The organism is Streptomyces sp. Je 1-4 4N24, assembly GCF_026239515.1.
GTDB lineage: Bacteria > Actinomycetota > Actinomycetes > Streptomycetales > Streptomycetaceae > Streptomyces > Streptomyces nigrescens.
In genome coordinates this window covers 6,566,604-6,589,223 of record NZ_CP110836.1, presented here as the reverse complement: position 1 = coordinate 6,589,223, position 22,620 = coordinate 6,566,604, and the positions used below count along the sequence as shown (strand labels likewise).

At 74.1% G+C, this 22,620-nt stretch carries 18 protein-coding genes; 10 read left to right on the top strand and 8 right to left on the bottom strand.

Going from position 1 to position 22,620, the window contains the following annotated elements:
- Positions 1 to 33: 33 nt before the first annotated feature.
- Positions 34 to 1,848: a choline/carnitine O-acyltransferase gene (locus tag SLV14N_RS28760; protein ID WP_208684807.1), complete on the bottom strand. Its 1,815-nt coding sequence runs from the start codon at positions 1,846 to 1,848 to the stop codon at positions 34 to 36.
- Between the two features lie 163 nt (positions 1,849 to 2,011).
- Positions 2,012 to 2,881, bottom strand: coding sequence for an arpA protein (locus SLV14N_RS28755; protein WP_208684805.1), 870 nt, complete (start codon positions 2,879 to 2,881; stop codon positions 2,012 to 2,014).
- A 368-nt stretch (positions 2,882 to 3,249) separates the two neighbouring features.
- On the opposite strand from SLV14N_RS28755, the gene SLV14N_RS28750 reads away from it, so the two are divergent.
- The gene (locus tag SLV14N_RS28750; RefSeq protein ID WP_263271674.1) at positions 3,250 to 5,265 is read left to right on the top strand and encodes an NADPH-dependent 2,4-dienoyl-CoA reductase; all 2,016 of its coding nucleotides are present in this window, start codon (positions 3,250 to 3,252) and stop codon (positions 5,263 to 5,265) included.
- Between the two features lie 74 nt (positions 5,266 to 5,339).
- Positions 5,340 to 5,906 carry a PadR family transcriptional regulator gene (locus SLV14N_RS28745; protein WP_093643227.1) on the top strand — a complete coding sequence of 189 codons (567 nt, stop codon included), beginning with the start codon at positions 5,340 to 5,342 and terminating at the stop codon, positions 5,904 to 5,906.
- Between the two features lie 93 nt (positions 5,907 to 5,999).
- Here SLV14N_RS28745 and SLV14N_RS28740 read toward each other — a convergent pair whose 3' ends face one another.
- The 3 genes from SLV14N_RS28740 to SLV14N_RS28730 all read right to left on the bottom strand — a co-directional run bounded on the left by SLV14N_RS28740 (position 6,000) and on the right by SLV14N_RS28730 (position 9,032).
- Positions 6,000 to 6,272: a hypothetical protein gene (locus SLV14N_RS28740; protein ID WP_127150522.1), complete on the bottom strand. Its 273-nt coding sequence runs from the start codon at positions 6,270 to 6,272 to the stop codon at positions 6,000 to 6,002.
- Positions 6,273 to 6,468: 196 nt separating this feature from the next.
- Positions 6,469 to 8,031, bottom strand: coding sequence for an AMP-binding protein (locus SLV14N_RS28735; protein ID WP_263271673.1), 1,563 nt, complete (start codon positions 8,029 to 8,031; stop codon positions 6,469 to 6,471).
- A gap of 92 nt (positions 8,032 to 8,123) precedes the next feature.
- On the bottom strand, positions 8,124 to 9,032 hold the full coding sequence (locus SLV14N_RS28730) for a Gfo/Idh/MocA family protein (RefSeq protein WP_263271672.1): 909 nt from the start codon (positions 9,030 to 9,032) through the stop codon (positions 8,124 to 8,126).
- A 255-nt stretch (positions 9,033 to 9,287) separates the two neighbouring features.
- Here SLV14N_RS28730 and SLV14N_RS28725 point away from each other — a divergent pair, with 255 nt between their 5' ends.
- The 6 genes from SLV14N_RS28725 to SLV14N_RS28700 all read left to right on the top strand — a co-directional run bounded on the left by SLV14N_RS28725 (position 9,288) and on the right by SLV14N_RS28700 (position 15,988).
- Complete coding sequence (locus SLV14N_RS28725) at positions 9,288 to 10,760, top strand: hypothetical protein (RefSeq protein ID WP_263271671.1); 1,473 nt, start codon at positions 9,288 to 9,290, stop codon at positions 10,758 to 10,760.
- A complete protein-coding gene (locus SLV14N_RS28720) occupies positions 10,757 to 11,893 on the top strand; it encodes a hypothetical protein (RefSeq protein WP_263271670.1) in 1,137 nt (378 codons plus the stop codon). The genes SLV14N_RS28725 and SLV14N_RS28720 overlap by 4 nt, the downstream gene beginning before the upstream one ends.
- A 204-nt stretch (positions 11,894 to 12,097) precedes the next feature.
- Complete coding sequence (glnII, locus tag SLV14N_RS28715) at positions 12,098 to 13,150, top strand: glutamine synthetase (protein ID WP_263271669.1); 1,053 nt, start codon at positions 12,098 to 12,100, stop codon at positions 13,148 to 13,150.
- Between the two features lie 182 nt (positions 13,151 to 13,332).
- Positions 13,333 to 14,250: a hypothetical protein gene (locus tag SLV14N_RS28710; RefSeq protein ID WP_263271668.1), complete on the top strand. Its 918-nt coding sequence runs from the start codon at positions 13,333 to 13,335 to the stop codon at positions 14,248 to 14,250.
- A 1-nt stretch (position 14,251) separates the two neighbouring features.
- Complete coding sequence (locus tag SLV14N_RS28705) at positions 14,252 to 14,953, top strand: rhomboid-like protein (RefSeq protein ID WP_263271667.1); 702 nt, start codon at positions 14,252 to 14,254, stop codon at positions 14,951 to 14,953.
- Between the two features lie 405 nt (positions 14,954 to 15,358).
- Complete coding sequence (locus SLV14N_RS28700) at positions 15,359 to 15,988, top strand: winged helix-turn-helix domain-containing protein (protein WP_263271666.1); 630 nt, start codon at positions 15,359 to 15,361, stop codon at positions 15,986 to 15,988.
- 7 nt (positions 15,989 to 15,995) lie between these two features.
- On the opposite strand, the gene SLV14N_RS28695 is transcribed toward SLV14N_RS28700, so the two are convergent.
- The 3 genes from SLV14N_RS28695 to SLV14N_RS28685 are packed head-to-tail and all read right to left on the bottom strand — an operon-like array spanning position 15,996 to position 18,386.
- Positions 15,996 to 16,709 (bottom strand): DedA family protein, encoded by a 714-nt coding sequence (locus tag SLV14N_RS28695; RefSeq protein ID WP_208684785.1) that lies wholly within the window; start codon positions 16,707 to 16,709, stop codon positions 15,996 to 15,998.
- Positions 16,702 to 17,589, bottom strand: a complete 888-nt coding sequence (locus SLV14N_RS28690) for a 1-acyl-sn-glycerol-3-phosphate acyltransferase (protein ID WP_208684783.1) — start codon at positions 17,587 to 17,589, stop codon at positions 16,702 to 16,704. Before SLV14N_RS28690 ends, SLV14N_RS28695 begins: the two co-directional genes overlap by 8 nt.
- Positions 17,586 to 18,386, bottom strand: a complete 801-nt coding sequence (locus SLV14N_RS28685; RefSeq protein ID WP_263271665.1) for a GNAT family N-acetyltransferase — start codon at positions 18,384 to 18,386, stop codon at positions 17,586 to 17,588. Before SLV14N_RS28685 ends, SLV14N_RS28690 begins: the two co-directional genes overlap by 4 nt.
- Before the next feature lie 729 nt (positions 18,387 to 19,115).
- Here SLV14N_RS28685 and SLV14N_RS28680 point away from each other — a divergent pair.
- A complete protein-coding gene (locus SLV14N_RS28680; RefSeq protein ID WP_263271664.1) occupies positions 19,116 to 22,271 on the top strand; it encodes an alpha-N-acetylglucosaminidase in 3,156 nt (1,051 codons plus the stop codon).
- A 50-nt stretch (positions 22,272 to 22,321) separates the two neighbouring features.
- Entirely contained in the window at positions 22,322 to 22,552 is a 231-nt protein-coding gene (locus tag SLV14N_RS28675) for a DUF397 domain-containing protein (protein ID WP_018090162.1), read from the top strand.
- The last annotated feature ends 68 nt before the right edge of the window (positions 22,553 to 22,620 follow it).

Genomic DNA, 22,620 nt, shown 5'->3' with positions numbered 1-22,620 from the left:
GAGCAGGGGACGGCCGCCGGTCCGCACGGGTGGTCAGCCGCCGGAACCGTCGGACGCCAGCAGCTCCCGCAGTTCGGCCACCGCCTCACGGAGCCGGTCGGCGAAGACCTGCATCGGGCCGGCGACCGCCCGCGGGGTGCTCAGATAGACGTGGAAGCTGTCGGGCAGCAGGACGTAGGCGACGCCGATACAGCGGCTGCTGGTGGAGCCGAAGCCGAAGTACTGGATGTGCGCGGACGGGGCGGAGCTGGTGCTCAGGTAGTCGTCCCGCATCGTCAGCCAGCCCGGTGTCCGGTAGAGGGCGGGCTGCTCGGTCACGCCGAGCTCCGCCCCGCGCCGCCGCTGGATCAGCTCCAGCTCCCACAGATGCTGCTCGGGTGCCTCGCCGGCCTGGCACTCCTTGGCGCGCGCCACATGCTTCCCGGCGGCGGCCCGGAACGCGGCCCGGCGTGCGTCCGCCGAGGCCGCCGGGTCCTCCATCGCGGCCACGAACGCCTGGATCTCCGGGGTGACGACACGCATCGCCTCGGTCCGGCCGCGCCGCCACTGGCGGGTGGCGATCGACTCGTAGGTGGCGCCGAGGTGCCCCTTGGCGCGCTGATGGGCCAGCTGGTAGGCGAGCTGGACGAACGCGTCCGGCGAGGCGCCCAGTGCCTTGGCGGTGGTGCTGCCGAAGTCGTCGAAGGCGACGGTCCGGGTGGCGGTGGCCGCCCCGTACTCCGCGAAGGCGTCGGCGGCGGAGCGCACCTGAGCCCGGAGGGCGTCGTCCAGCTCGAAGACGACCGGCTCCAGGGCCGGGAGTCCCTGGGAACGGGCCCCGGAGCGGCGGGAGTGTTCCTCGGCCGGGGTGCTGAGCAGGGCGTCGGTGAAGCTGAGGATGGTGGTCCCGTCCAGCTCGCAGTGCTCCACGTTGATGCCCGCGCGGCCGTCGGCGAACACGATCAGGGACACGGCCTTGTCGAACCAGCGGTTGCCGCGGTCGCCGTACAGCAGCTGGTCGCAGGCCTCCTGGGTGTCGGCGGGGGCGGAGTCCTCCAGGCAGACGCAGAACAGCGCGGTCTCGATGTCGTCCAGCGCGTCCGCGTTGCGGGGGTGGTGGGCGCGCAGGGACTCCCGGGCGGCGGCCCACTTCGCGCGGGCCATGGTGGTGAGGTGGCCGACCGAGGTGCCGGCCGCGGCCGGTTCGGCCCCGGCCTTCTGCACGGCGCGCAGTCCCGCTTCGAGGTCGTCGAGGCTGTGCGGGACGCCGTCCGCGCCGAGCACCTCCATCCGGAACATGGTGCCGCGGTGGAACACCACGATGTGCCGGGCCCCGGACGGGCCCGGCCAGGCGCCGGTGTAGGGGCTGCGGACGGTGTCCTGCTCCGCCCCGGGGATCCGGGTGGCGGAGAACAGGTACTTGTTCTGCACCATCGACTGGGGCACGCCCCGCTGCACCACCGGCGGGATGAGCTCCTGATCGAGCCGGCTTTTGTAGGCGACGGCGCCGGCGATGAGTCCGGCAGCCCGTTCCACCTGTGACTGCGGCTGCCCGGGGGCGGGGTCCTGGAACAGGAAGAAGAAGTTGGCGTTGAGCGCGATCCGGTCCCGGCGGCCCAGGTAGCGGTACGGCCAGAAGGTGTCGAGCCAGCTGTGGACGCCCTCCGTGGCGTCGTACTCCTCCAGTGCCGTCTGCAGCACCCGGCCGGGGCCGCCGGGGCGGAGGAAGGCTGCCACCTCCGCCTCGGTCGCCGCCCGCTCGTCGGCGGTCAGCAGCGGCGCGCACCAGGCGAGGAACCTCTCGCAGCTCGCTTCCAGCGTGGGCAGCGGCACCCGCGGGAGGCTGTCCTCCTGGGCGAAGGTCGTCATGGCGGCCCTTTCCTGACGGTTATTCAATTCTGCTCTCTCGATTCGGATCGTGGGGACCTGTGCTGTCACTCGTCCATGGTCGCGCCGTCACCCACCGTGTCCACCCCTTTGTGGAGGGCGGAGCGGGGGACGGTCCGCGGCGACGGGGTGTCCGTGCCGCCCGTCAGTCCAGCAGCCGGTCGCCGCGGACGGCCCGGCCCTCGGCGGCGGTGTGTGCGGGCAGTACCCGGCCGAAGAGCTGCCGGGTGCGTGCCACGCTCCCGATGACGCCGGGCCGCTCGCTGTAGGCGAAGATCGCTGAGTGGCGCGCGGTCCCGCCGCGCACCGGACTCACCCGGTGGAGCGAGTAGCGGCCCTTGAACAGCTGCAGGTCGCCGGGGTGCAGCGGGAGGCGCCGGATCAGCCGTTCACCCCGGCCGTCGAGGACGTCCCGGACGTCACCGAAGTGCTCGTCGTGCGCGGAGCGGATGTTCGGGCAGTACTCGAAGATCCCGCCGTCCTGGGCCTGCCGGGTGAGCATGCTGACGGTGAACTCGTTGGTGTCGAAGTGCCAGGGGTGCTCCATGCCGGGGGCGACGACGTTGAGCACGAGCCCGGAGAGCGGGTCCGCCAGCTCGTGCAGCCGCGGCAGTCCGAAGCAGCGGGCGAGGAAGTCCTGGAAGACCGGCTCGGAGTAGAGCCGGCTGATGAGGGATTCGGCGGGGACGCGGTCCCGTGGGACGAAGGCGTTGCCCCGCTGGAAGGTCCGCCGGCCGGGGTGGTCGGCCGGCAGCGCCGAGTCCACCGCGATGTTGTAGACGTTGACCGTCTCGACGTCGTAGTGCGCCTGGGGGGCGATGGCGGCGCACTCCTGCTCCAGCGCCGTGCGCAGCGCCGGGCGGATGAAGTCCGGCAGCACGGTGCAGCCGAGGGTCAGGAGTTCGTGCCGGGCCCGGGAGATCACGGCCTGTCCCCCGGCACTGTCGGGTTCCGGCAGGGGGTACCGGTCGGTGTCGACCACCTGGTCGAGCGTGAGGGCTTGCGCAGTGCTCATTCGATCCTCTCCACATGCGGGCAGACCGTCGTGAGCCGGATGCCGCCCGCGGCCGCGCGGTCCCGCTGCGGACGCCCCCTCCAGGCGGTCCCCGCGGTCCGCGCGCCGTCGGGGCGCGCCCCCGGCTCGTCGGCAACTCCTTTTGCAGCAACTCCACTGAGGAGCAGCACAGTTGAAGCTCCCACAGCGCCGCCGGGTTGTCTGTGACACGTCGCACTGCGCGACGCGGTAACTGCGATCCGTGCGGTGGGGAGCGGGGCGCCGGCGGGCGGCGGAGTCGTCTGCGTCACGTTTTTTGCAACTTGTTGCATAACTCTCGCCGGCTGGTCTACAACTACTGCCACGACCACCGCGCCTGGAGGCCCCCCATGAGCCAGTACCCCCACCTGATGAGCCCGCTCGACCTCGGGTTCACCACTCTGCCCAACCGGGTGCTGATGGGGTCGATGCACATCGGGCTGGAGGAGGCCGAGAACGGCTTCGCGCGGATGGCAGCCTTCTACGCCGCCCGCGCCAAGGGCGGTGTCGGCCTGATGGTGACCGGCGGTATCGCGCCGAACGACGCGGGCCGGCCGTACGAGGGCGGGGCCAAGCTCACCACCGAGGCGGAGGCGGCACAGCACCGGACGGTGACCGACGCGGTGCATGCGGCGGGCGGGCGGATCGCGATGCAGATCCTGCACTTCGGGCGGTACGCGTACCACGCGGACCTGGTCGCGCCGAGTGCCCTCCAGGCGCCCATCAGCCCCTTCGTGCCGAACGCGCTCACCGACGACGAGGTCGAGCAGACCGTCGAGGACTATGTGCGGGCGGCGGAGCTGGCCAAGTCCGCCGGGTACGACGGCGTCGAGATCATGGGCTCCGAGGGCTATCTGATCAATGAGTTCATCGTCGGCGCGACCAACCAGCGCACGGACCGGTGGGGCGGCTCGTACGAGAACCGGATGCGCTTCCCGCTGGAGATCGTCCGCCGCACCCGGGAACGCGTGGGCACCGACTTCATCCTGATCTACCGGCTCTCGATGCTGGACCTCGTGCCGGGCGGTTCCACGCTGGAGGAGGTGGTCACCCTCGCCAAGGAGATCGAGGCGGCCGGGGCCACCATCATCAACACCGGCATCGGCTGGCACGAGGCCCGTATCCCCACCATCGTGACCTCGGTGCCGCGCGGCGCCTACACCTGGGTGACGAAGCGGCTGATGGGCTCGGTGAGCATCCCGCTGGTGACCAGCAACCGGATCAACACCCCCGAGGTCGCCGAGGAGTTGCTCGCCGACGGACGCGCCGACATGGTGTCGCTGGCCCGGCCCTTCCTCGCCGACCCGGACTTCGTCGCCAAGGCGCGGGACGGCCGGTCCGAGGCGATCAACACCTGCATCGGCTGCAACCAGGCCTGCCTCGACCACACCTTCAGCGGAAAGATCACCTCCTGTCTGGTCAACCCGCGGGCCTGCCACGAGACCGAGCTGGTTCTCTCCCCCACCCGGCGGCGCAAGCGGCTCGCCGTGGTCGGCGCCGGGCCGGCCGGGCTCGCCTGTGCCGTGTCCGCGGCCGAGCGCGGCCACGACGTCACCCTGTTCGACGCCGCCGCCGAGATCGGCGGCCAGCTGAACATCGCCAAGCGGATACCGGGCAAGGAGGAGTTCGACGAGACCCTGCGCTACTTCCGTCACCAGCTCGACGGCCACGGCGTGGACGTGCGGCTGAACTCCGCCGTCGCGGCCGCGGACCTGGGCGGCTACGACGAGGTCGTGGTCGCCACCGGCGTCACCCCGCGCACCCCGGAGATCGAGGGCATCGACCACCCGAGCGTCGTCAGCTACCTCGATGTGCTGCGCGACGGGGCGCCGGTCGGCGAGCGTGTGGCGATCATCGGGGCGGGGGGCATCGGCTTCGACGTCGCCGAGTTCCTCACCGATGCCGGCGATGCGGCGAGCCAGGACCCGGAGGCCTACTTCCGCGCCTGGGGCGTCGACACCGCGTACGGCGACCGGGGCGGGCTGCGCGCGCCCGAGCGGCCCACGACCGCGCGGCAGGTGCATCTGCTCCAGCGCAAGCCGTCGAAGGTCGGCGCCGGTCTCGGCAAGACCACCGGCTGGATCCACCGTACGGAGCTGCGGCACCGGGGCGTGACCATGGTCGCCGGGGCCGCGTACGAGCGGATCGACGACGAGGGCCTGCACCTCACGGTCGACGGCACCGCCACCACGCTTCCCGTGGACACCGTCGTGCTGTGCACCGGGCAGGAGCCGCGCCGGGACCTGTACGAGGAGCTGCGGGCCGAGGGGCGCGCCGTGCATCTCATCGGCGGTGCGGATGTCGCCGCTGAGCTGGACGCCAAGCGCGCCATCCAGCAGGGGACGGAGCTGGCGGCGGCCCTGTGAGCCGCGGCGGCGACCGGGGCGTGGCGGGCGGCGCGGGCCCGCCGGCCCCGGCCGCCGCGACCTAGGATTCCCCCATGTCACTGCCGCACGCGATCCTCACCGCCCTGCTGGAGAAGCCGTCGTCGGGGCTGGCGCTGACCCGGCGGTTCGACCGGTCGATCGGCTACTTCTGGTCGGCCACCCATCAGCAGATCTATCGCGAGCTGGGCAAGCTGGAGCAGGCCGGGTTCATCCGGGCGCTGCCGAGCGCGCAGCCGTCCCGGGGGCAGAAGAAGGAGTTCGAGGTGCTGCCCGCGGGCCGCGCCGAGCTGACCCGCTGGGCCGGTGGCGAGCAGGACTCCAAGCCCATCCGGGACGCGCTGCTGCTGCGGATGCGGGCCTCGGCGGTGGTGGGGCGGACCGGTCTCGATGCGGAGCTGCGGCGCCATCTGACGCAGCACCGGCGGCAGTTGGCGGAGTACCAGGAGATCGAGGACCGCGACTTCGGGGCGGCGGCGGATCCGGAGGACCGGTTGCGGCGGCTGGTGCTGCGGGCCGGGATCGGGCTGGAGACCTTCTGGGTGGAGTGGCTGGCGGAGGCGCTGGCGGAGGTGACGGACATGGACGCCGCGACGGCCCCGGGGGACGGCGCGGACGCCTGAGCCGCGCCCGCGGGCCCGGCGGGGAAGCGCACGGAGCGGCCGGCCCCGGGGAAGTCCCGGGACCGGCCGCCCTGTTGATGCGCCGGGGAGCCGTCAGCAGTTGTCGTAGATCAGGGCGCGCACCAGACGGCAGGTCGTGTCGGACGGGGCGTGCACCCCTATCTCGGCCGCGGTGCTGCGGATCCTGCGGTTGTGGGCCTGCTCGGGGCGGTAGACGCCGGTGTCGAGCAGGGCGATGGCCAGCCGCATGGCCTTCAGGCGGCGGTTGTGCGATTCGTACCGCTCGCGCGGCCATCCGGCGGGCAGCGGCTTCTTGGGCAGTGGGTGGGCCGGGAGAGGCTTCGTCATGAGTGTGGCAGCGGCCATCGGCGACCTCCTGGAGCGTTGGAAAAACCCTCACTGACTGGTTCCCATTCTACTGGCCACCACTGACAAAAGCCCCTGGCCAGGAGGGATTTGAAGGCGGAAGAAGGGACTTGCGGCAGGCGCGGGAAGGGCCTTGCGGCAGGCGCGGGAAGGGCGTTGCGGGAGGCACGGGGAGAGCCTTGCCGGCCGCCTCCGGTCAGGCCGCGGCGGCCAGGGCGCGCAGCTGCGTTTTGTCCGGCTTGCCGACGGGGGTGAGGGGGATGGCGTCGACGAGGTGGACGACGGCCGGGGCGTACAGGGCGCCCTGGTGCTCGGTGACGAAGGCACGCAGGACGGCGGGGTCCGGCCGGTGGCCCGGGGCGGGGACGACCGCGGCATGCACCTCCTCGCTCTCGTCCGCCCCGCGCACCCCGTAGACGGCACAGTGGGCGACCGCCGGGTGGGTGTGCAGCAGGTCCTCGACCTCCGCCGGGTGGACATGGCCGCCGACGACGATGATCAGGTCCTTGACCCGGTCGACGAGGTAGAGCCGGCCGTCGTCGTCCAGCATGCCGACGTCACCGGTGCGCAGCCAGCCGTCGCCGGGCAGCGCCTGCGCGGTCAGCTCCGGCTGCTTCCAGTAGCCGGCCATGACCCCGGCGGACCGTACGTGGATCTCGCCCCGCTCCCCCGTCGGCAGGTCCCGCCCGTCCGCGTCGCGGATGGCCAGCGTCACACCGGGCATCGGGCGGCCGACGGTGATCCGGCCGCCGGGCCCGGCGCGGAGATGGTCCTCCGGACGGGCCTCGGTGATCGTCATCGCCTCGGACATGCCGTACACCCCGAACAGCACCGGGCCGAAGACCTCGGCGGCCCGCGCCAGCCGGGAGGGCGAGGCCGCGCAGCCGCCGTAGGTGATCCGGGTGAGGGAGCTGAGATCGGTCGCGGGGAGGGTGGGGTCGTCGAGGAGGCGGTAGAGGAGCGGGGGCAGCAGCCAGAGGTGGGTGATGCGGTCGTGTGCGACGGCGGCGAGGACGGCCGTGGGGTCGAAGGTGCGGTGCAGTACGACGGTGCCGCCGGCCGCGAGGGTGACGTCGGCCAGGACGCCCGCGAGATGGGCGAGCGGGGTGCAGGCGAGGAAGCGGGGCGGGTCGCCGGCGGCCTCCATGCGGCGGTGCAGGATCATCCCGGCGTACGGGGCGTGCGCCATCCGCACTCCCTTGGGGATGCCGGTCGTGCCACCGGTGTGCCGGATGCACCAGTCGTCCTCGGGACGGGCGGCGCCCGGCACCTCGGGAGTGGCGGGGAGGGCGGCGCAGGCGGCCAGGAGGTCGGGGCCCAAGCCGCCGGCCGCGGGCTCCTCGCCCAGCGTCATGACGTCGGGGGCCGGGCCCCGGAGGTGGCCGAGCAGTAACCGTGCGGTGCCGTGGAGGGCCGGGTCGACGAGGAGCAGGGCGGTCTCCGCGCTCTCCACGATCCGCGCCAGGGTCCCGGCGGCCATACCGTCGTAGAGGAAGACGACCCGGGCGCCGAGGTGGTTGGCGGCGTAGCGGGCGGCGAGCACCTCGGGGCGGTTGCCGCTGAGGAGAGCGACGGTCCGGCCGCGGCCGATGCCCCGGCCGGCGAGCACCGCCGCCATACGGTGGACGGTGTCGTGCAGGGCACCGGCGGTGAGCGCGTCGCCGCCGTCGCCCGTGGTCAGTACGGCCCGGGACGGGTCGCGGGCGAGGACGGCGAGAAGGGCGTCGGTATAGCTGGTGAAGCCGGTGGCGGGCGTCATGGCGTGGGGCTCCCTGGGCCGGTGCGGGCGGGTGACGGTCCTGACGCTACGGACCGCCGCTCATACCCTCCACGACCAATTCCGCCATGTAGTCATGTCCCTTGAGGCATGAGCGGGCTCAGCTTCTCCTCCGCCGCCGCGAGGATCTCGGTGACCCGGAGGCCGAAGTGGACATCGCAGGCGTTCGGCAGACCTGTTGCCACGGCGGCGAGCAGGGCGTCGACGGCGCGGTGGTAGGCCGGTTCGGGGCCGCCCAGGCGGCGGGGCAGGGTGGTGATGCCGGCGGTGCCGCGGAGGGTGACCTCGACACCGGCGGCCGCGGCCGGCGCGGCCAGGCCGACCGTCGCCGTACTCGCCGCCCCGCTGCTGTGACGCATCGTCAGCAGCACCGTGTCGGCCGGGCCGCGGATGGCGGTGACCGCTTCCGCGTCCCCGAGGACCGGCAGCAGCACCGACAGCGCATGCGGACCGACGTCCCACAGACCGCCCTTCGCCCGGCGCCAGGGCGAATCGGCGTACGGACTGGAGCTGTCGTCGGCGAAGACCGAGCCGAGCCAGTCGGCGTGCGCGGTGAACCAGCCGCCGGCCGCGGCCTGGGCGGCGATCCACTCCCCTTCCTCCGCCCCGAAGCGCGCGGTGAAGAACACCACCGAGGCGACCCCCGCACGGTCGGCGGCATCGGTGAGGGCGCGGGCCTCGGGCACCGAGGTGGCGACCGGCTTGTCCAGGAGGAGGTGGCGGCCGGCCTCGGCGGCACGGACCGCCAACGGGGCCTGGACGGCCGGCGGCAGGGCGAACGCGACCGCGTCGCAGCCTGCGAACAGCTCGTCGGGGGTGTCGTACGGGCGGCTGCCGTGGACCTGGGCCAGCGCCGCGGCGGCCTCCGGCCGGCGCCCCCAGATACCGGTGAGCTCGACGCCGGGGTGCGCGGCGAGGGCGGGGGCGTGGACGCTCCGCGCCCAGGGGCCGGTGCCGAGGAGTCCGATGCGCGGGGTCGTCATGGGGCCAGTCTCTCGCGGGGTGCGGGGCGGGCCGCCGATTTCGCCGCCCGTGCCGTGCGGTCCCGCCGGGGCCGGCGACGCCCGCGTGCCGGACCGGCCGTAATCCCCGTGCCCCGCCCGCCCGGCCGGTGTTACGTTGCACCGGCCGGCCGCGGGACTCCGGTGCGACTTCCGGACCTGCTCTGCAAAGCAACGATTCGCTGCTCGTGCCCCCATTCCCCGGCCGGCATCCGACGACGGACGGGGGAGGGCCGCGTGCAGAGCTCCGCGGATCTGGTGGCGGCCGAGGACGTACTGCTGTTCGTGCATGCCGCGATCACGTCCACCGGGCAGCGGGAGTTCCACTCGGGCGCGCAGGAGCAGCAGCTGTCGCTGGACTTTCTGCATGCGTACGTACGCATCAACTACCGCCCCCTGTATGCCGCTTCGCTGGCGCTGGACATCAACGACCACAATGCGGCGCTGATCGTGCGCGGGCTGCTGGAGACGGCGGGCGAGGCGACGGCGCAGGAGCGGCGCAGCGAGGGGCGGCTGATCGCGGCCCGGCTGGCGCGGCTGCCGGCGCCCCGCGTCTACCGTCTCTTCCGTGCGCTGCGCGCCGCCAAGGTCAACAACCGGCGCACCCGCGCGATCATGCGCGACTGGCTCGCCGCGCGCCCGGACCCGGCGCTGGACGCGGTGAAGTACCGCGCCGGCCTCAAGTGCGCGGCGCGGCATGCGCATCTGCCACTGACCGGCGGGCGTGGCGGCGAGCGGAAGGGCGGCGACGGCGAGCTGGGCGACTTCCTCTTCGCGCCGGGCCGCCGCACACGGTTCGACACCCCGCTGCTGGACGCCTGGCGGCGGGCCCACTACGAGCAGGGCGCCCTGTACGAGCTGCCGTTCACCGTCGCCGAGGGGTTCGCCGCGAAGCACGGCATCGGCCGCCGCGCCTTCCTGGAGCGCATCGCGCCGCGGATGACCCGGCTGGAGCGGCTGCGGGTACAGGAGTCGGCCCGTGCGCACCGCGCCGAGGTGCCCACCGATCTGCGCGGGATGCCGCTGACCCGGCTCGCCTCGTACGTCCTCGGGCTGTCGCTCGACGACCGGGCCGCGCGGCGCGCCGAGCTGACCGGTGCGCTGCGGTCCGCGGCGCGGCGTACGGCGGGGGCGCGGGCCGGGACCTGGGGCCGGGTGGCCGCCGTCCTGGACGACAGCTTCTCCACGACCGGCTCGCGGCAGAAGCGGCGCCGTCCGCTGGCGACCGCGCTGGCCTGCCACTTCCTGCTGGAGGCGCTGGCGGAGTGCTATCTGCCGCGGTGGACGTCGGGGCGGCAGGACGCGCTGCTCGCGTACCCCTACGGGCCGACGCCCCTGGGCATGCGGCTGCTGGAGGCACTGGAGGACGCACCGGAGCGGCTGGTGATCGTCTCCGACGGGTGGGACAACGCCCCGCCGGGCCTGGCGGGCGAGGTGCTGCGGATCTGGCGGACCCGGCTCGACCCGGAGCACCGGACCTCCGTCGTGCATCTCAACCCGGTCTACGACGCCGAGGACTTCGCCGTCCGGCGGCTGGCCGCCGCGGTGCCGACGGCCGGGGTGCGCGATGCGGAGGACCTGCCGGCGCTGGTGCAGCTCGCGCGGTTCGCGGAGGGCCGTACGGGCCTGGCCGAGCTGCGGGCCCATCTGGACGACCGGGTGCGGCAGTTCCTGGCGGAGGAGACCGACGAGGCGGGTGTGACGGCATGAGCAGGCTGGATCTGAGCGGGCTCACCGTCCGCCCGGCGCAGGTGTGGGGCGCGGTCCGGCTGGTCCCGCTGGTGCGTGCGGAGCCGGTCGCCGGTCTGCGGCTGCACCGCGAGCTCTACGAGGACGGGCCGGCGACGGTGCGGGCCGACGGCCACACGACGTACTCCACCACCTACCTTCCGCACGGCTTCGTGGCGGACTGGACGGGGGACGGATCGCCCGCGGCCTCCTACGGCTCGCAGTTGACCGAGGGGCGCGGCCCGGTGGCATGTGCGCCACTGCACTTTCCGCGCAAACTCGCCCAGAAGCGACGGGGCAAGGGCCGTCCGTCCGGCGGCTCCTCGGGCACGCTGCGTTTCCTGCCGCTCCATCTGGCGCTCGACGGCTATCTGGCGCTGCATTTCGGCGGTCCGTCGATCGTGTGGGAGGAGTGGACCCGCCGGGCGGTGTACGACGGGCTCACCCCGCGTGCGGAGCGGGCGTACCGGGGCGAGGCGGTGCCCGGTCTCGACGACGCGCTGCGGGTCTTCGAGATCCATCCGGGGCAGTGCGGGGTGCTGCTGTATGTGGCCGACGCCCTCGCCGCCGCCTTCGTGGTGCCGCATCCGGACGACTACCGGGCCCTGCACGCCTCCCTGCTGCAGGACCTGTACGGGGAGCTGCTGTACCACTACGCCCTCTACGGCGGGCCGGTACCGGAGTTCACGACCCGGATCGCGGCGGAGTACATCACCTCGCTCGCCCAGCTGCGGTCCGCCGCCGAGCGGCGGCAGCAGGAGTGGGCGGCCCAGCATGCCGGCCTGATGGCGGGCGAGCTGCTCGACGATTCCTACGACGTGCGGGAGGTGTACCGGATGGGCCGGTTCCGGCTGTCGCGGTTCCTGCCGCCGTTCGCGCTGCACCGCACCCAGCACATCGGCGAGACGATCACGGACGAAAAGGGGCGGGTCGCCTATCTCAAGACGTTCCGGCTCTCCGAAAAGCAGGTCCGGCGCGGCCATGTGCTGCACCGGCTCGCGGCGCACGAGTGGCATCTCGGCCGCACCGCGGAGGCGATGGGGATCACCGTCGAGGAGCTGGCCCGCCGGATCGGACGCCTGGGCTTCGAGGGGCTGCTGAAGCAGCACGCCTGAGGTCTGCGTCACACCGAAAAAGCGGGAAGGCAGCCCTATCAAGGCAAGTAATCGCAGGCTCGCAGCGTAGACAACCTTGGAAAAGCCTGGATGTCCGGCTCGGTAACCTGTGGTTCACAAACGGGCAACGGACGAGAAATGGCGCGTTGCGAGAGTGCGTGAGTACGCCCGCACCGTACCCGCACCGACCGTGAAGAGGACCCCGTGACCATCAAGGCCGAGTACATCTGGATCGACGGCACCCAGCCGACCGCCAAGCTCCGCTCCAAGACCAAGATTCTGGATGGGGGTCCCTCCCAGGCCTTTGGCACTGGGGGAGGCAGCAAGCTGCCGCGGTGGGGCTTCGACGGTTCCAGCACCAACCAGGCCGAAGGTCACGCCTCGGACCTCGTACTGGAGCCGGTGTTCAGCTGCCCGGACCCGATCCGCGGCGGCGACCACCTGCTGGTGCTGTGCGAGGTGCTGCACACCGACCTCACCCCGCACCCCTCCAACACCCGTGCGCTGCTGCGTCCGGTCGCGGAGAAGTTCGCGGACCAGGAGGCCATCTTCGGCATCGAGCAGGAGTACACCTTCCTCAAGGGCGACCGCCCGCTCGGCTTCCCCGAGGGCGGCGGCTTCCCGGCTCCGCAGGCCGACTACTACTGCGGTGTGGGCGCCGACGCGATCTTCGGCCGGGAGATCGTCGAGAAGCACCTCGACCTGTGCCTGGCGGCGGGCCTGGGCCTGTCCGGCATCAACGCCGAGGTCATGCCCGGCCAGTGGGAGTTCCAGGTGGGCGCGCTGCCCGCGCTGGAGGTCTCGGACCACATGTGGGTGGCGCGCTGGCTGCTGCACCGCGTGGCGGAGGACTTCGGTGTCACCGCGTCGCTGGAGGCCAAGCCGGCCAAGGGCGACTGGAACGGCGCGGGCGCGCACACCAACTTCTCCACCCGGGCGATGCGCGAGGGCTACGACGCGATCATCACCGCCTGCGAGGCGCTGGGCCAGGACGACAAGCCGCTGGAGCACGTCCGCCAGTACGGCACCGGCATCGAGGACCGTCTGACGGGTGCGCACGAGACCGCCCCCTGGGACGCGTACTCCTACGGCGCCTCGGACCGTGGCGCCTCGGTGCGCATCCCCTGGCAGGTCGAGGTCGAGAAGAAGGGCTACATCGAGGACCGGCGGCCGAACGCCAACGTCGACCCGTATGTGGTCACCCGGCTGATCGTGGACACCTGCTGCACCGAGCTGGCGCGCCGCGAGCAGGTCTGACACCGCCGGAAGATCTGACATCGCCGGAAGAGCGGTACAGCGGGTGAGCGGGGCCGGGCCGGAATGGTCCGGCCCCTCCGCATGCCGGGGCGGCGCCGTCCCTCCGCCTGCCGAGCGCTGCGGCCCGCGGCGGACGCGACGGCTCCGGGCCGTTTGTCAGTGGCGGCTGGCAGGCTGAGGGCATGCTTGCGATCACCGTCACGACCGAGACCGGTCCGGTCCGGTACCGCCCGGCCGCCGGGGAACTCACCGGGCTGCTGCGCCGGATCGGCGCCGACGACGACCATTTCGTGGTCGTCGGGCGCTGCCCCGACGAGGCACATGTCTATGTGCAGACCTGGCGGGACGGCGACGGGCCGTTCCAGGTGGAGTACCGCGACGGCGCGCCGGAGCGGCACTTCCGGGCGCACAGCGACGACCCCGAGCGGGTCGTCGAGGTCTTCCTGGACTGGGCGCGCGGCGGGGAGACCTGGCGTACGGCGCTCGACTGGCAGCCCGTCGATCTGTACGCGACGCCCGGTCTGGCCCCGGAGACCCGGGCGGCCGCCGAGGAACGGGCCCGTCAGGGCATCCGCTCCGGTTTCCGGGACTTCGCACAGATCGCGCAGGACGTCTGTGACTCCTTCGACCCCGAGGGCACCCCGGTTTCGCCGGACGAGGCACGGCGGATCGTCGCGGGCCTGTGGGAGGAGCGGCTCGCCGAGCAGGCGGGGTGGCCCGAGGTGACCGACGCCGACCGGGTCGCGCGGGCCTTCGCCGCGCTGGACTCCCAGGGGCTGACCGCGCGGATGCACTTCAGCTGCTGCAGCAACTGCGCACCGGGCGAGATAGCGGCCGAACGCGCCGACGGGGACCGGGGCTTCGTCTTCTTCCACTACCAGGACACCGAGTCGGCCGCGGCGGGCCACGGTCTGGCGGTCCGGTACGGCGCCTATGCGGAGGACGGGGAGGCTTCCGGGGCGGACCGCGCCGAGGTCGGGCGGGCGGTGGCGGCGGCGCTCTCCGCGGCGGGGCTGCCGGTGGAGTGGGACGGCGATCCGGACCGGGTCATCGATGTCTCCCCGCTGGACTGGCGCAAGCGACTGCCGGCGGGGGCCTGAGATGCCGAAGGCCGTAGCGCGGATCCTGCCCGGAGGTCTTCTGCGGCGTGCCGCTCCGGGTGTCCGGCGCGCCACCGTGCCCTGGGCCGCGCCGCTGTACGTCGGCGCCGTACAGCTCGGTGCGTACGCCACCGCGCGACTGCCCGGCCGGCGGCGCACGGAGCTGCTGCGCGCGCACTCCACCAACGTCGCCAATCTGCGGGCCGGCCGGTGGCGGACGCTGGTCACCAGCGCGGCGTTCGTCGAGCATCCCCTGCCGGTGCCGTACGGCGCCGCACTGCTCGCCGCCCTCGGCACGGCCGAGGTGCGATGGGGCGTCCGGCGCGCGGCAGGGGTGTTCGCGGCCGGGCACATCGGGGCCAGCCTGCTGGTCTATGCGGGCCTGCGGGCGCGCGGCCACGGCCGTCCCGCCCACGGGCCCGTCGAGCACACCCCGCCGGACGCGACCGCGCAGGCCGTCGACGTCGGGGCCAGCTACGGCTTCAACGCCACGGTGGGCGCCCTTGCCACGACCGTCCCGCACCGGGGCGTCCGGGCGGCGGCGACGGCCGGTCTGCTGACGCTGGCGGCCGTTCCCGTGCTGCGCCGCGGGCGGACGTTCACCGACGCCGGGCATCTGGCGGCCCTGGTGCTCGGAGTGGCGATGGGGGCGGGGATGCGCAGCGGGACGGGCGGGGACGGAGCGGGAGCGGGCCAGGCATAGGGGGCGGAGCGCCGCGCATCGGATTCCGGCCATGGCCCTCCCCCGCTGCGCGGTCGCCAACTCCGGTGCGGAGAGGCCGAGTCGGGCCCGGATCGCCGCTGCTCACGGCGCCGGTACGGGTCCAGCGCGGCGCAATCGCGTCACAGCACACTCCGCACGAGGGACAGAACACCGACCGTCTGGTTCAATAGGGCCATGGCCAGCCTCACCGACACCGCGACAGGTCGCAGCGACCTCGAGCCTTTCTGGCCCTCCCGGCAGGCGCACGCCTTCGACCGTCTGTGTTGCCGCGCGCACTGAGCGCGGGCCCGCACACGCCTCACCGACGCCGTTGACCGGCGCCTTTAGCCCTGCCCGCGCGCATGACGTCCCCGACGCCCCTCTGCGCGAAAGAGCTGACCCCTGATGACGAACCTCCGTACCCTGACCGCCGGTTCCGCGACGGCTCCCCTGCCTGCCGCTCCCGCACCGCACGCCCACCGCCACCGGCTGCGCGCCGTGACACCCGACGAGACCCTCCCGTCACCCGCCACCACCCCGGACGCAGTCGCCGCGCACCGGACCGCCGCTTCGGTCGCCGAGCTGCTGGACTCCGGCGCGACCTGGCTCCCCGCGCCCCCGCACAGCCTGCCCGCGCTGCCCGGCCACCCGCCGATGGTCGGCTATCTCGTCCTCGTCCCGGCCGAGCAGGCCGCCGCCACCGCTCCGCAGCCGGCCGCCGGGCCCGAGGCGCCCGCGACGGCCGGCGACGCGCTCGTACGCATCGACCCCGAACAGCGCACCGCGCAGGTCCAGGACCGGCCGCTGGACCTGACCTACCTCGAATTCGAGCTGCTGGCCCATCTGGTCGCGCATCCGCACCGGGTGCACACCCGCGACCAGCTGGTGACCACGGTGTGGGGCTACGGGCACGTCGGTGACGGCCGCACCGTCGACGTCCATGTCGCCCGGCTGCGCCGCAAGTTGGGCGCCGAGCACCGGTCGTCGATCGTGACGGTGCGGCGGGTCGGCTACAAGTACGTGCCGAGCATCTGAGGCCGGGTCAGACACCCTCCTGCCGCCGCCGCAGGCCCGGCCGGGCGGGGAGCCGCTCCCCCGCCCGGCCGGACGCCGCTCCCGCACGGGGACCGCAGCGCTTCGGCGTACCCCGGTCCGCGGTGGCGCCCCGCCGGTGCAGATATCCCGCACCGCATGCCGCCGCCAGCCCGATGCCGGAGACCAGCAGCATCCCTTTGGCCGGGGAGTCGGTGAGCGCGGCACCGCCCAGCCCGCCGAGCGCCGCGCTGCCCAGCGCCCAGATGCCCGCACCCACCGCGTCCAGCACCACGAAGCGGCGCAGCGGGAAGCGGACACTGCCCGTGGACAGGGCGGCGACCACCCGGCCGCCGGGCACGAAACGGCCCGCGATGATGAGCAGCGCGGCGTTCCGTTCGACCCTGGCGCGGGCCCTGAGGTGCCGGGCCCGGCCGCGCTCACCGCGCAGCAGCCGGGCGCTCGCGCGCGGGCCCGCGTACCGCCCCACGGCGTAGCCGAGACAGTCCCCGGCCAGCGCCCCGGCCGCCGCGACACCCGCCAGCAGGGCGAGCAGCGACGGGTCGGGGCCGATGAGCACGGCGACCAGGACGACCGTGGTCTCGCTCGGCATGAACGGCAGCAGCGCATCGAGACCGGACACCAGCAGAACGACCAGCCACAGCCAGGGCGAGCCCAGCATGCCCTGCAGGGGCGCGGACAGCTGGTCCAGCTGCTCAAACATGGGCCGGAGCGTCCCGCGACGGGGCGTGCGGCACCGGCGCGGCGGGCCCAGGCGCGGCGGCCGGCCGCGCCGCGCCGCTGCCCGTCGCCGCCGTCACCGGGCGGCCGCCCAGTGCCGCCCGGGCCGCCAGCGCCGCCAACTCCCGCCGGTCCAGGCCCCCGTCCCACGGCGTCAGCGCCGGATGGGCGGTGACCCGTACGGTCAGGGCACGGGCGGCGAGCACCCGGCGCAGCGAGCCCGCGAAGGTGTCCTCCCCGCAGAACGCGGCGACCGTGCTGGGCAGGCCCTGCTGGGTGTAGCCGAGGGTCACCGGACGGACCGGCGCACCCGCGTCGAGGGCGGCCTGGAAGGTGGCCCGGCGGAAGGTGCCCGCCTCGGCCGTGCACCAGGTGGTGGCCTGCGGGAAGACCGCCACCGACCGTCCGGCGCCCAGCAGTTCGGACACCTCCCGCACGGTGTGCGGCAGCCGGCGGGGGTGAGTGCGGTCGATGAAGTGCGTACCGGCTCGGCGCGCGAGGCCGCCGACGACCGGCCAGCCGCCGACCTCGCGCTTGGCGAGCAGGGTGACCGGTTCGACGGCCAGCAGGGCGAGGATGTCGAGCCAGGAGATGTGGTTGACGACGACGAGGGTGCCGGGGCCGTCCCCGACGGTGAGCGGGGCCGCGCCCTCGACGTGGATACCGAGCGCGTCGAGCAGCGCGCGGGCGTGGGTCCGCAGCCGTCCCGGCTCGGCCATCCGCTCGCCGTCCGTCAGCGCCCGCCGCACGCTGCGGGCGAACGCGGCGCCGCGGCGGGCGATCTGGGTCGCCGGTACCCGCGGCAGGGCGTGCGCCGCGCAGTCCGGGGTGCAGTCGGACCGGACGTCGAAGGGGCCGTTCACCGCTCCCCCAGGAAGTAGCGCCGGTAGCGGTCGCCGAGCCGTTCCATGTCCAGGACAACGAAGAAATCGGCGACCTCGAACTCGGGGTCGTGGGCGGGCGCGCCGCAGATGACGGCGCCGATGCGCAGATAGCCGCGGAGCAGCGGCGGCAGCTGGGCGAGACTGGGGCGCTCGGGGACGGGGAGCGTGGTGTGCCAGGGGTGGTGCGGGGTGACCTGGAGCTCGGGCGGTGCGGCGTAGCGGGTCCGGCCCAGTTCCCAGGCGTGAGCGGCGGCGGTGCCGCCGTCGGCGAGCGGGACGGAGGCGCAGCCGGCGAGGTAACGGTGGCCGGAGAGCAGGGTGTAGCGGGCCAGGGCGGCCCACATCTGGGTCATGACCGCGCCGCTGCGGTGCGCGGGGTGCACACAGGAGCGGCCGGCCTCGATGAGGGAGGGGCGCAGCTCCGCCAGGGCGCCGAGGTCGAACTCGCCGTCGGAGTACAGCCGCGGGCTGCGGCCGGGCGGCAGCAGCCGGTAGGTGCCGACCACGTCGCCGGTGGCGGTGTGGGTGACGATGAGGTGGTCGGCGAGCTCGTCGACGGCGTCGATGTCGTGGCCGGCCAGCGGGGAGTGCAGGGTCGCGCCCATCTCCCCGGCGAAGACCTGGTGGCGCAGGCGTTGTGCGGCGCGGATCTGTGCGCGGGTGTCGGCGATCTCCGCGGTGTAGCCGGGGTCGGCGGGGGCGGCGGGGGCGGCTGCCGGTGCGGGGGTCGAAGCGGTGCGGGGGACGGCGGCGGACGCGGTCGATGCCATGCTCATGAGAGCCCTCCTTGGGGAGTGGGGAGGCTGTGGGAGTCGACGGGGCGGTGGAGACGGCAGGGGCCAGTGGGGCTGCGGCGGGCGGTGCGCTTCACGGTGGTGCCGGGTGCACCCCAGCCGGGGACGTAACCCCATGACCTGGCCCTTCTCTACGCGGCAGACTGTTCCCGGGTCCGACGGCCGGGCGCGTGAAGCCCAGGGAGCGAACGGATGAGGGTCCGCAGAACACTGGTCGCCGCGGCCCGGGGCTGGGGCGCGCGCTCGCCGCGGAGCTGGGGCCGGTCACGCTGTTCGTGCTGATCGTGGCGTCGCCGGCGCTGATCGTCGTCGGGGTGGGCCTCCTCACCACGCCGGTCGTGCTGTTCCGGGCCCGGGGGTATGCCCCTCTGCGCCGGGTGTGGGGCCACGACCTGGCCGGGTGCGGATTCCCGCGGCCTACCGTCCGTTCCCCGCCGGTCCGGCGTACGGGCCGGTCGGACAGGCGCGGCGGTGTGCGGGCACGCTGCGGGATCCGGCGACCTGGCGGGAGCTGCTCCGGCTGCCGGTGGATGCCACGGCGGGCATGCTGCCGGTGGATGCCACGGCGGGCATGCTGCCGGCGCTGCTGCCGCCGTCGGAGGACGAGGCCGGCGGGTGCCGGCGGTGCCGGCCTACTTGGACTGCGGCTGACCGGCCGTTAGCGTGCCCTGCGCACGGGACCGTTGTGAGCACCGAGCACTGGGGGCACACGTGAGCCGACCGTCACGACGCGCACTGTTGGGAACCGCCGGAGCGATCGGCGCCGGGGCGGCGTTCGGCGGGGCCGCCCCCGCTGCCGCCTCCGGGGCGCCGCCGTCCGCCCGGCGCCAGGAGCGGGAACCCGCGTACGACACCGCACCGGCACGGGCGGCGCTGGCCCGGCTGCTGCCGCGGCACGCCGACCAGTTCGCGCTGGTGCCGCTGGCCCCGGACGGCGACGGCGACCGCTTCCGGGTGACGGGCCGGACCGGCCGCATCACGGTCTGCGGGACCACTCCCGCGGTGCTGCTGACCGGCGTCAACTGGTACCTCAAATACACCTGCCGGGCCCATCTGTCGTGGGCCGGCGGCCAGGTGGAGCTGCCCGCCCGGCTGCCCGCCCCGGCCGCCCCCGTTGAGCGGGCCACCTCGCTGCCGCACCGCTTCGCCCTCAACGACACCCACGACGGCTACACCGCCCCGTACGCGGACTGGCCGCGCTGGGAGCGGCTGATCGATGCACTGGCGATGCGCGGGGTGAACGAGGTGCTGGTCACCCCCGGCACCGAGGCCGTCTACCACCGGCTGCTGACCGGATTCGGCTACTCCGACGCCGAGGCCCGCGGCTGGCTCCCGGCACCCTCGCACCAGCCGTGGTGGCTGCTGCAGAACATGAGCGGCTACGGCGGCCCCACCAGCCCCGAACTGATCGCCAAACGAGCCGAGTTGGGTCGCAGGATCACCGGCCGGCTGCGCGAGCTGGGCATGCATCCCGTACTTCCGGGCTACTTCGGCACCGTCCCGGACGGTTTCGCCGCCCGCAACCCCGGGGCCAGGACCGTCCCGCAGGGCACCTGGTCGGGCCTCAAGCGCCCCGACTGGCTCGATCCGCGCACCGAGGTCTTCGCCGCCGTCGCCGCCGCCTTCTACCGCCACCAGGAGCAACTCCTGGGCCCCGCAGACCACTTCAAGATGGATCTGCTGCACGAGGGCGGCGACCCCGGTGACGTGCCGGTGCCGGACGCCGCCCGCGCGGTCGAGAAGGCGCTTCGCACCGCCCGCCCCGGTGCGACCTGGGTGATCCTGGGCTGGCAGGACAACCCGCGGCGCGCTCTGCTGGACGCCGTCGACCGCGACCGGATGCTGATCGTGGACGGCCTCAGCGACCTGGACACGGTCACCGACCGGGAGCGGGACTGGGGCGGGGTGCCGTACGCCTTCGGCAGCATCCCCAACTTCGGCGGCCGCACCACCCTCGGTGCCAAGACCCACATCTGGGCCGAGCGCTTCACGGCCTGGCGCGACAAGCCGGGCAGCCGGCTCGTCGGGACCGCGTACATGCCGGAGGCCGCCGAGCGCGACCCGGCCGCGTGCGAGCTGTTCGGCGAACTGGCCTGGCGGGAGCGCCCGGTGGACCGCACCGCGTGGTTCGACGGCTATGCCGACCTCCGCTACGGCGCCCCCGACGACCACGCCCGCGCCGCGTTCGCCGCGCTGCGCACCAGCACGTACGCGATCTCCAGCAAGGACGGCCGCCCGCACGACTCGGTCTTCGCCGCCCGCCCGAACCTGGCCGCCCGCTCCGGCACCGTCTACGCCACCCACACCCCGGCCTTCGACCCGGCGGCCTTCGACACCGCGTTCGCCGCGCTGCTCGCGGTCCGCCCCGCGCTGCGCGGCAGCGACGCCTACCGCCACGACCTGACGGACGCCGCCCGGCAGGCCCTGGCCAACCGGTCCTGGCAGCTGATCGGGCAGCTCCAGGACGCCTACCGGCACAAGGACCGGGACACCTTCCGTGCGCTGTCCGAACTCTGGCTGCGGCTGATGCGGCTCAGCGACGAGGTCACCGGCGCCCACCGGCAGTTCCTGCTGGGGCCGTGGCTGGCGGACGCCCGGGCCATGGCGGCCGGCCCCGAGGAGGAGGCGCGGCTGGAGCACAGCGCCCGGGCGCTGATCACCACCTGGGCGGACCGGGCCACCGCCGACGGCGGTTCGCTCGCCAACTACGCCAACCGCGACTGGCACGGCCTGATCGGCGAGGTCCATCTCCCGCAGTGGCAGGCGTATCTGGACGAGCTCGCGGACGCCCTGGCGGCGGACCGGCCGCCGAAGACCTTCGACTGGTACGCCACGGAGGAGCCCTGGACCCGCGCCCGCACCAGCCATCCGCTGCGCCCGACGACCGACGCGTACCGCACCGCGCGGCGGGTCCACGACACCCTCGCCAAGGCCCCCTACCAGGGCACCCTCACGGTCACCGCCGACCCGGCCGCGCTGCCGCCGGGCGGCCGGGCCACGGTCACCGCGGCGCTGCGCAACGTCAACGGGCTGCGGGCGACCGGCCGGGTGGACTTCGCGCTGGCCGGTGTCGAGGCCACCGCGTCGGGCCCGGTGTCGCTGCCCTCGGTCCCGCCCGGCGGCACCGGCCGCGCCCACTGGCGGGTCACCGCCCCGCCCGGCCCCCTGGAGACCCCGCTGCGTCCCCTCCCCTACGACCTCACCGTCGACTACGGCCCGCAGGGCGCACCGCGGGTCCGTACGGCACGGCACGGCACCCTGTTCGTGGCGGGGCCGCTGGACCCGGCGCTGCGGACGGTCACCACCAATGCGGCGGTTTTCGGCCAGTTGGACGACCGCTTCGCCATCCATGGCGCGGGCGCGGACCTGTGGAAGGCCACCGCCGAGTTCGGCGCGGTCTACCGGCCGGACGCCCTCACCGCCGGCGGCGCGGTCACCGTCGAGGTGACCGCCCAGGACCCGACCGGCCCCTGGGCCCGCGCCGGCATCGTCGTCCGCAACCGCCTCACCGCCTCCGCCCCGGGCTCCGCGGACGCCCTCGGCTTCCTCAATCTGTCCGTGACGCCCGCCAACGGCGTGGTGCTGTCCTACGACGCCAACGGCGACGGCACCCTGGACACCTACCGGCGGCTCACCGGCATCACCGCGCCCGTACTGCTCCGGCTGACCCGCGGCAAGGACACCGCGGGCTCCGGTACCTACACCGGCGCCTGCTCCACCGACGACGGCGCGACCTGGCGCGAGATCGCCACCGTCACCGTCCCCGGCGCCGCCGCCCGGCAGGACACCGGGCTGCACCAGTCCGCCGCCAACTCGGCCACCGGGGACGGCGGGACGGCCGCATTCCGCCGCTGGAAGCTCGCCTGAGCGCCGCGTACGCTGAGCCGGGAACGGACCACGAGCGAGGGGATCACGGTATGAGTGCCGCAGCTGAGAAGGAGTGGCTCTACGCCCTCGACATCTCCGACGCCACCTGGCAGCGCGCCCCCGGCGACTCCGAGGAAGCCGTGGAGATCGCCTTCCTGGAGCGGGGCGCGGTGGCCATGCGCAACTCCACGGACCCCGATGTGGTGCTGCGCTACACCGAGGCGGAGTGGCGGGCCTTCGTCCTCGGCGCACGGGACGGGGAGTTCGACCTCCAGCGCTGAAGCCGCCGGTCCCGGCAGCCTCCACCGGCCCTCCCGGCCGCCCCTCGGGGTACCGGGAGGGCCGGTGA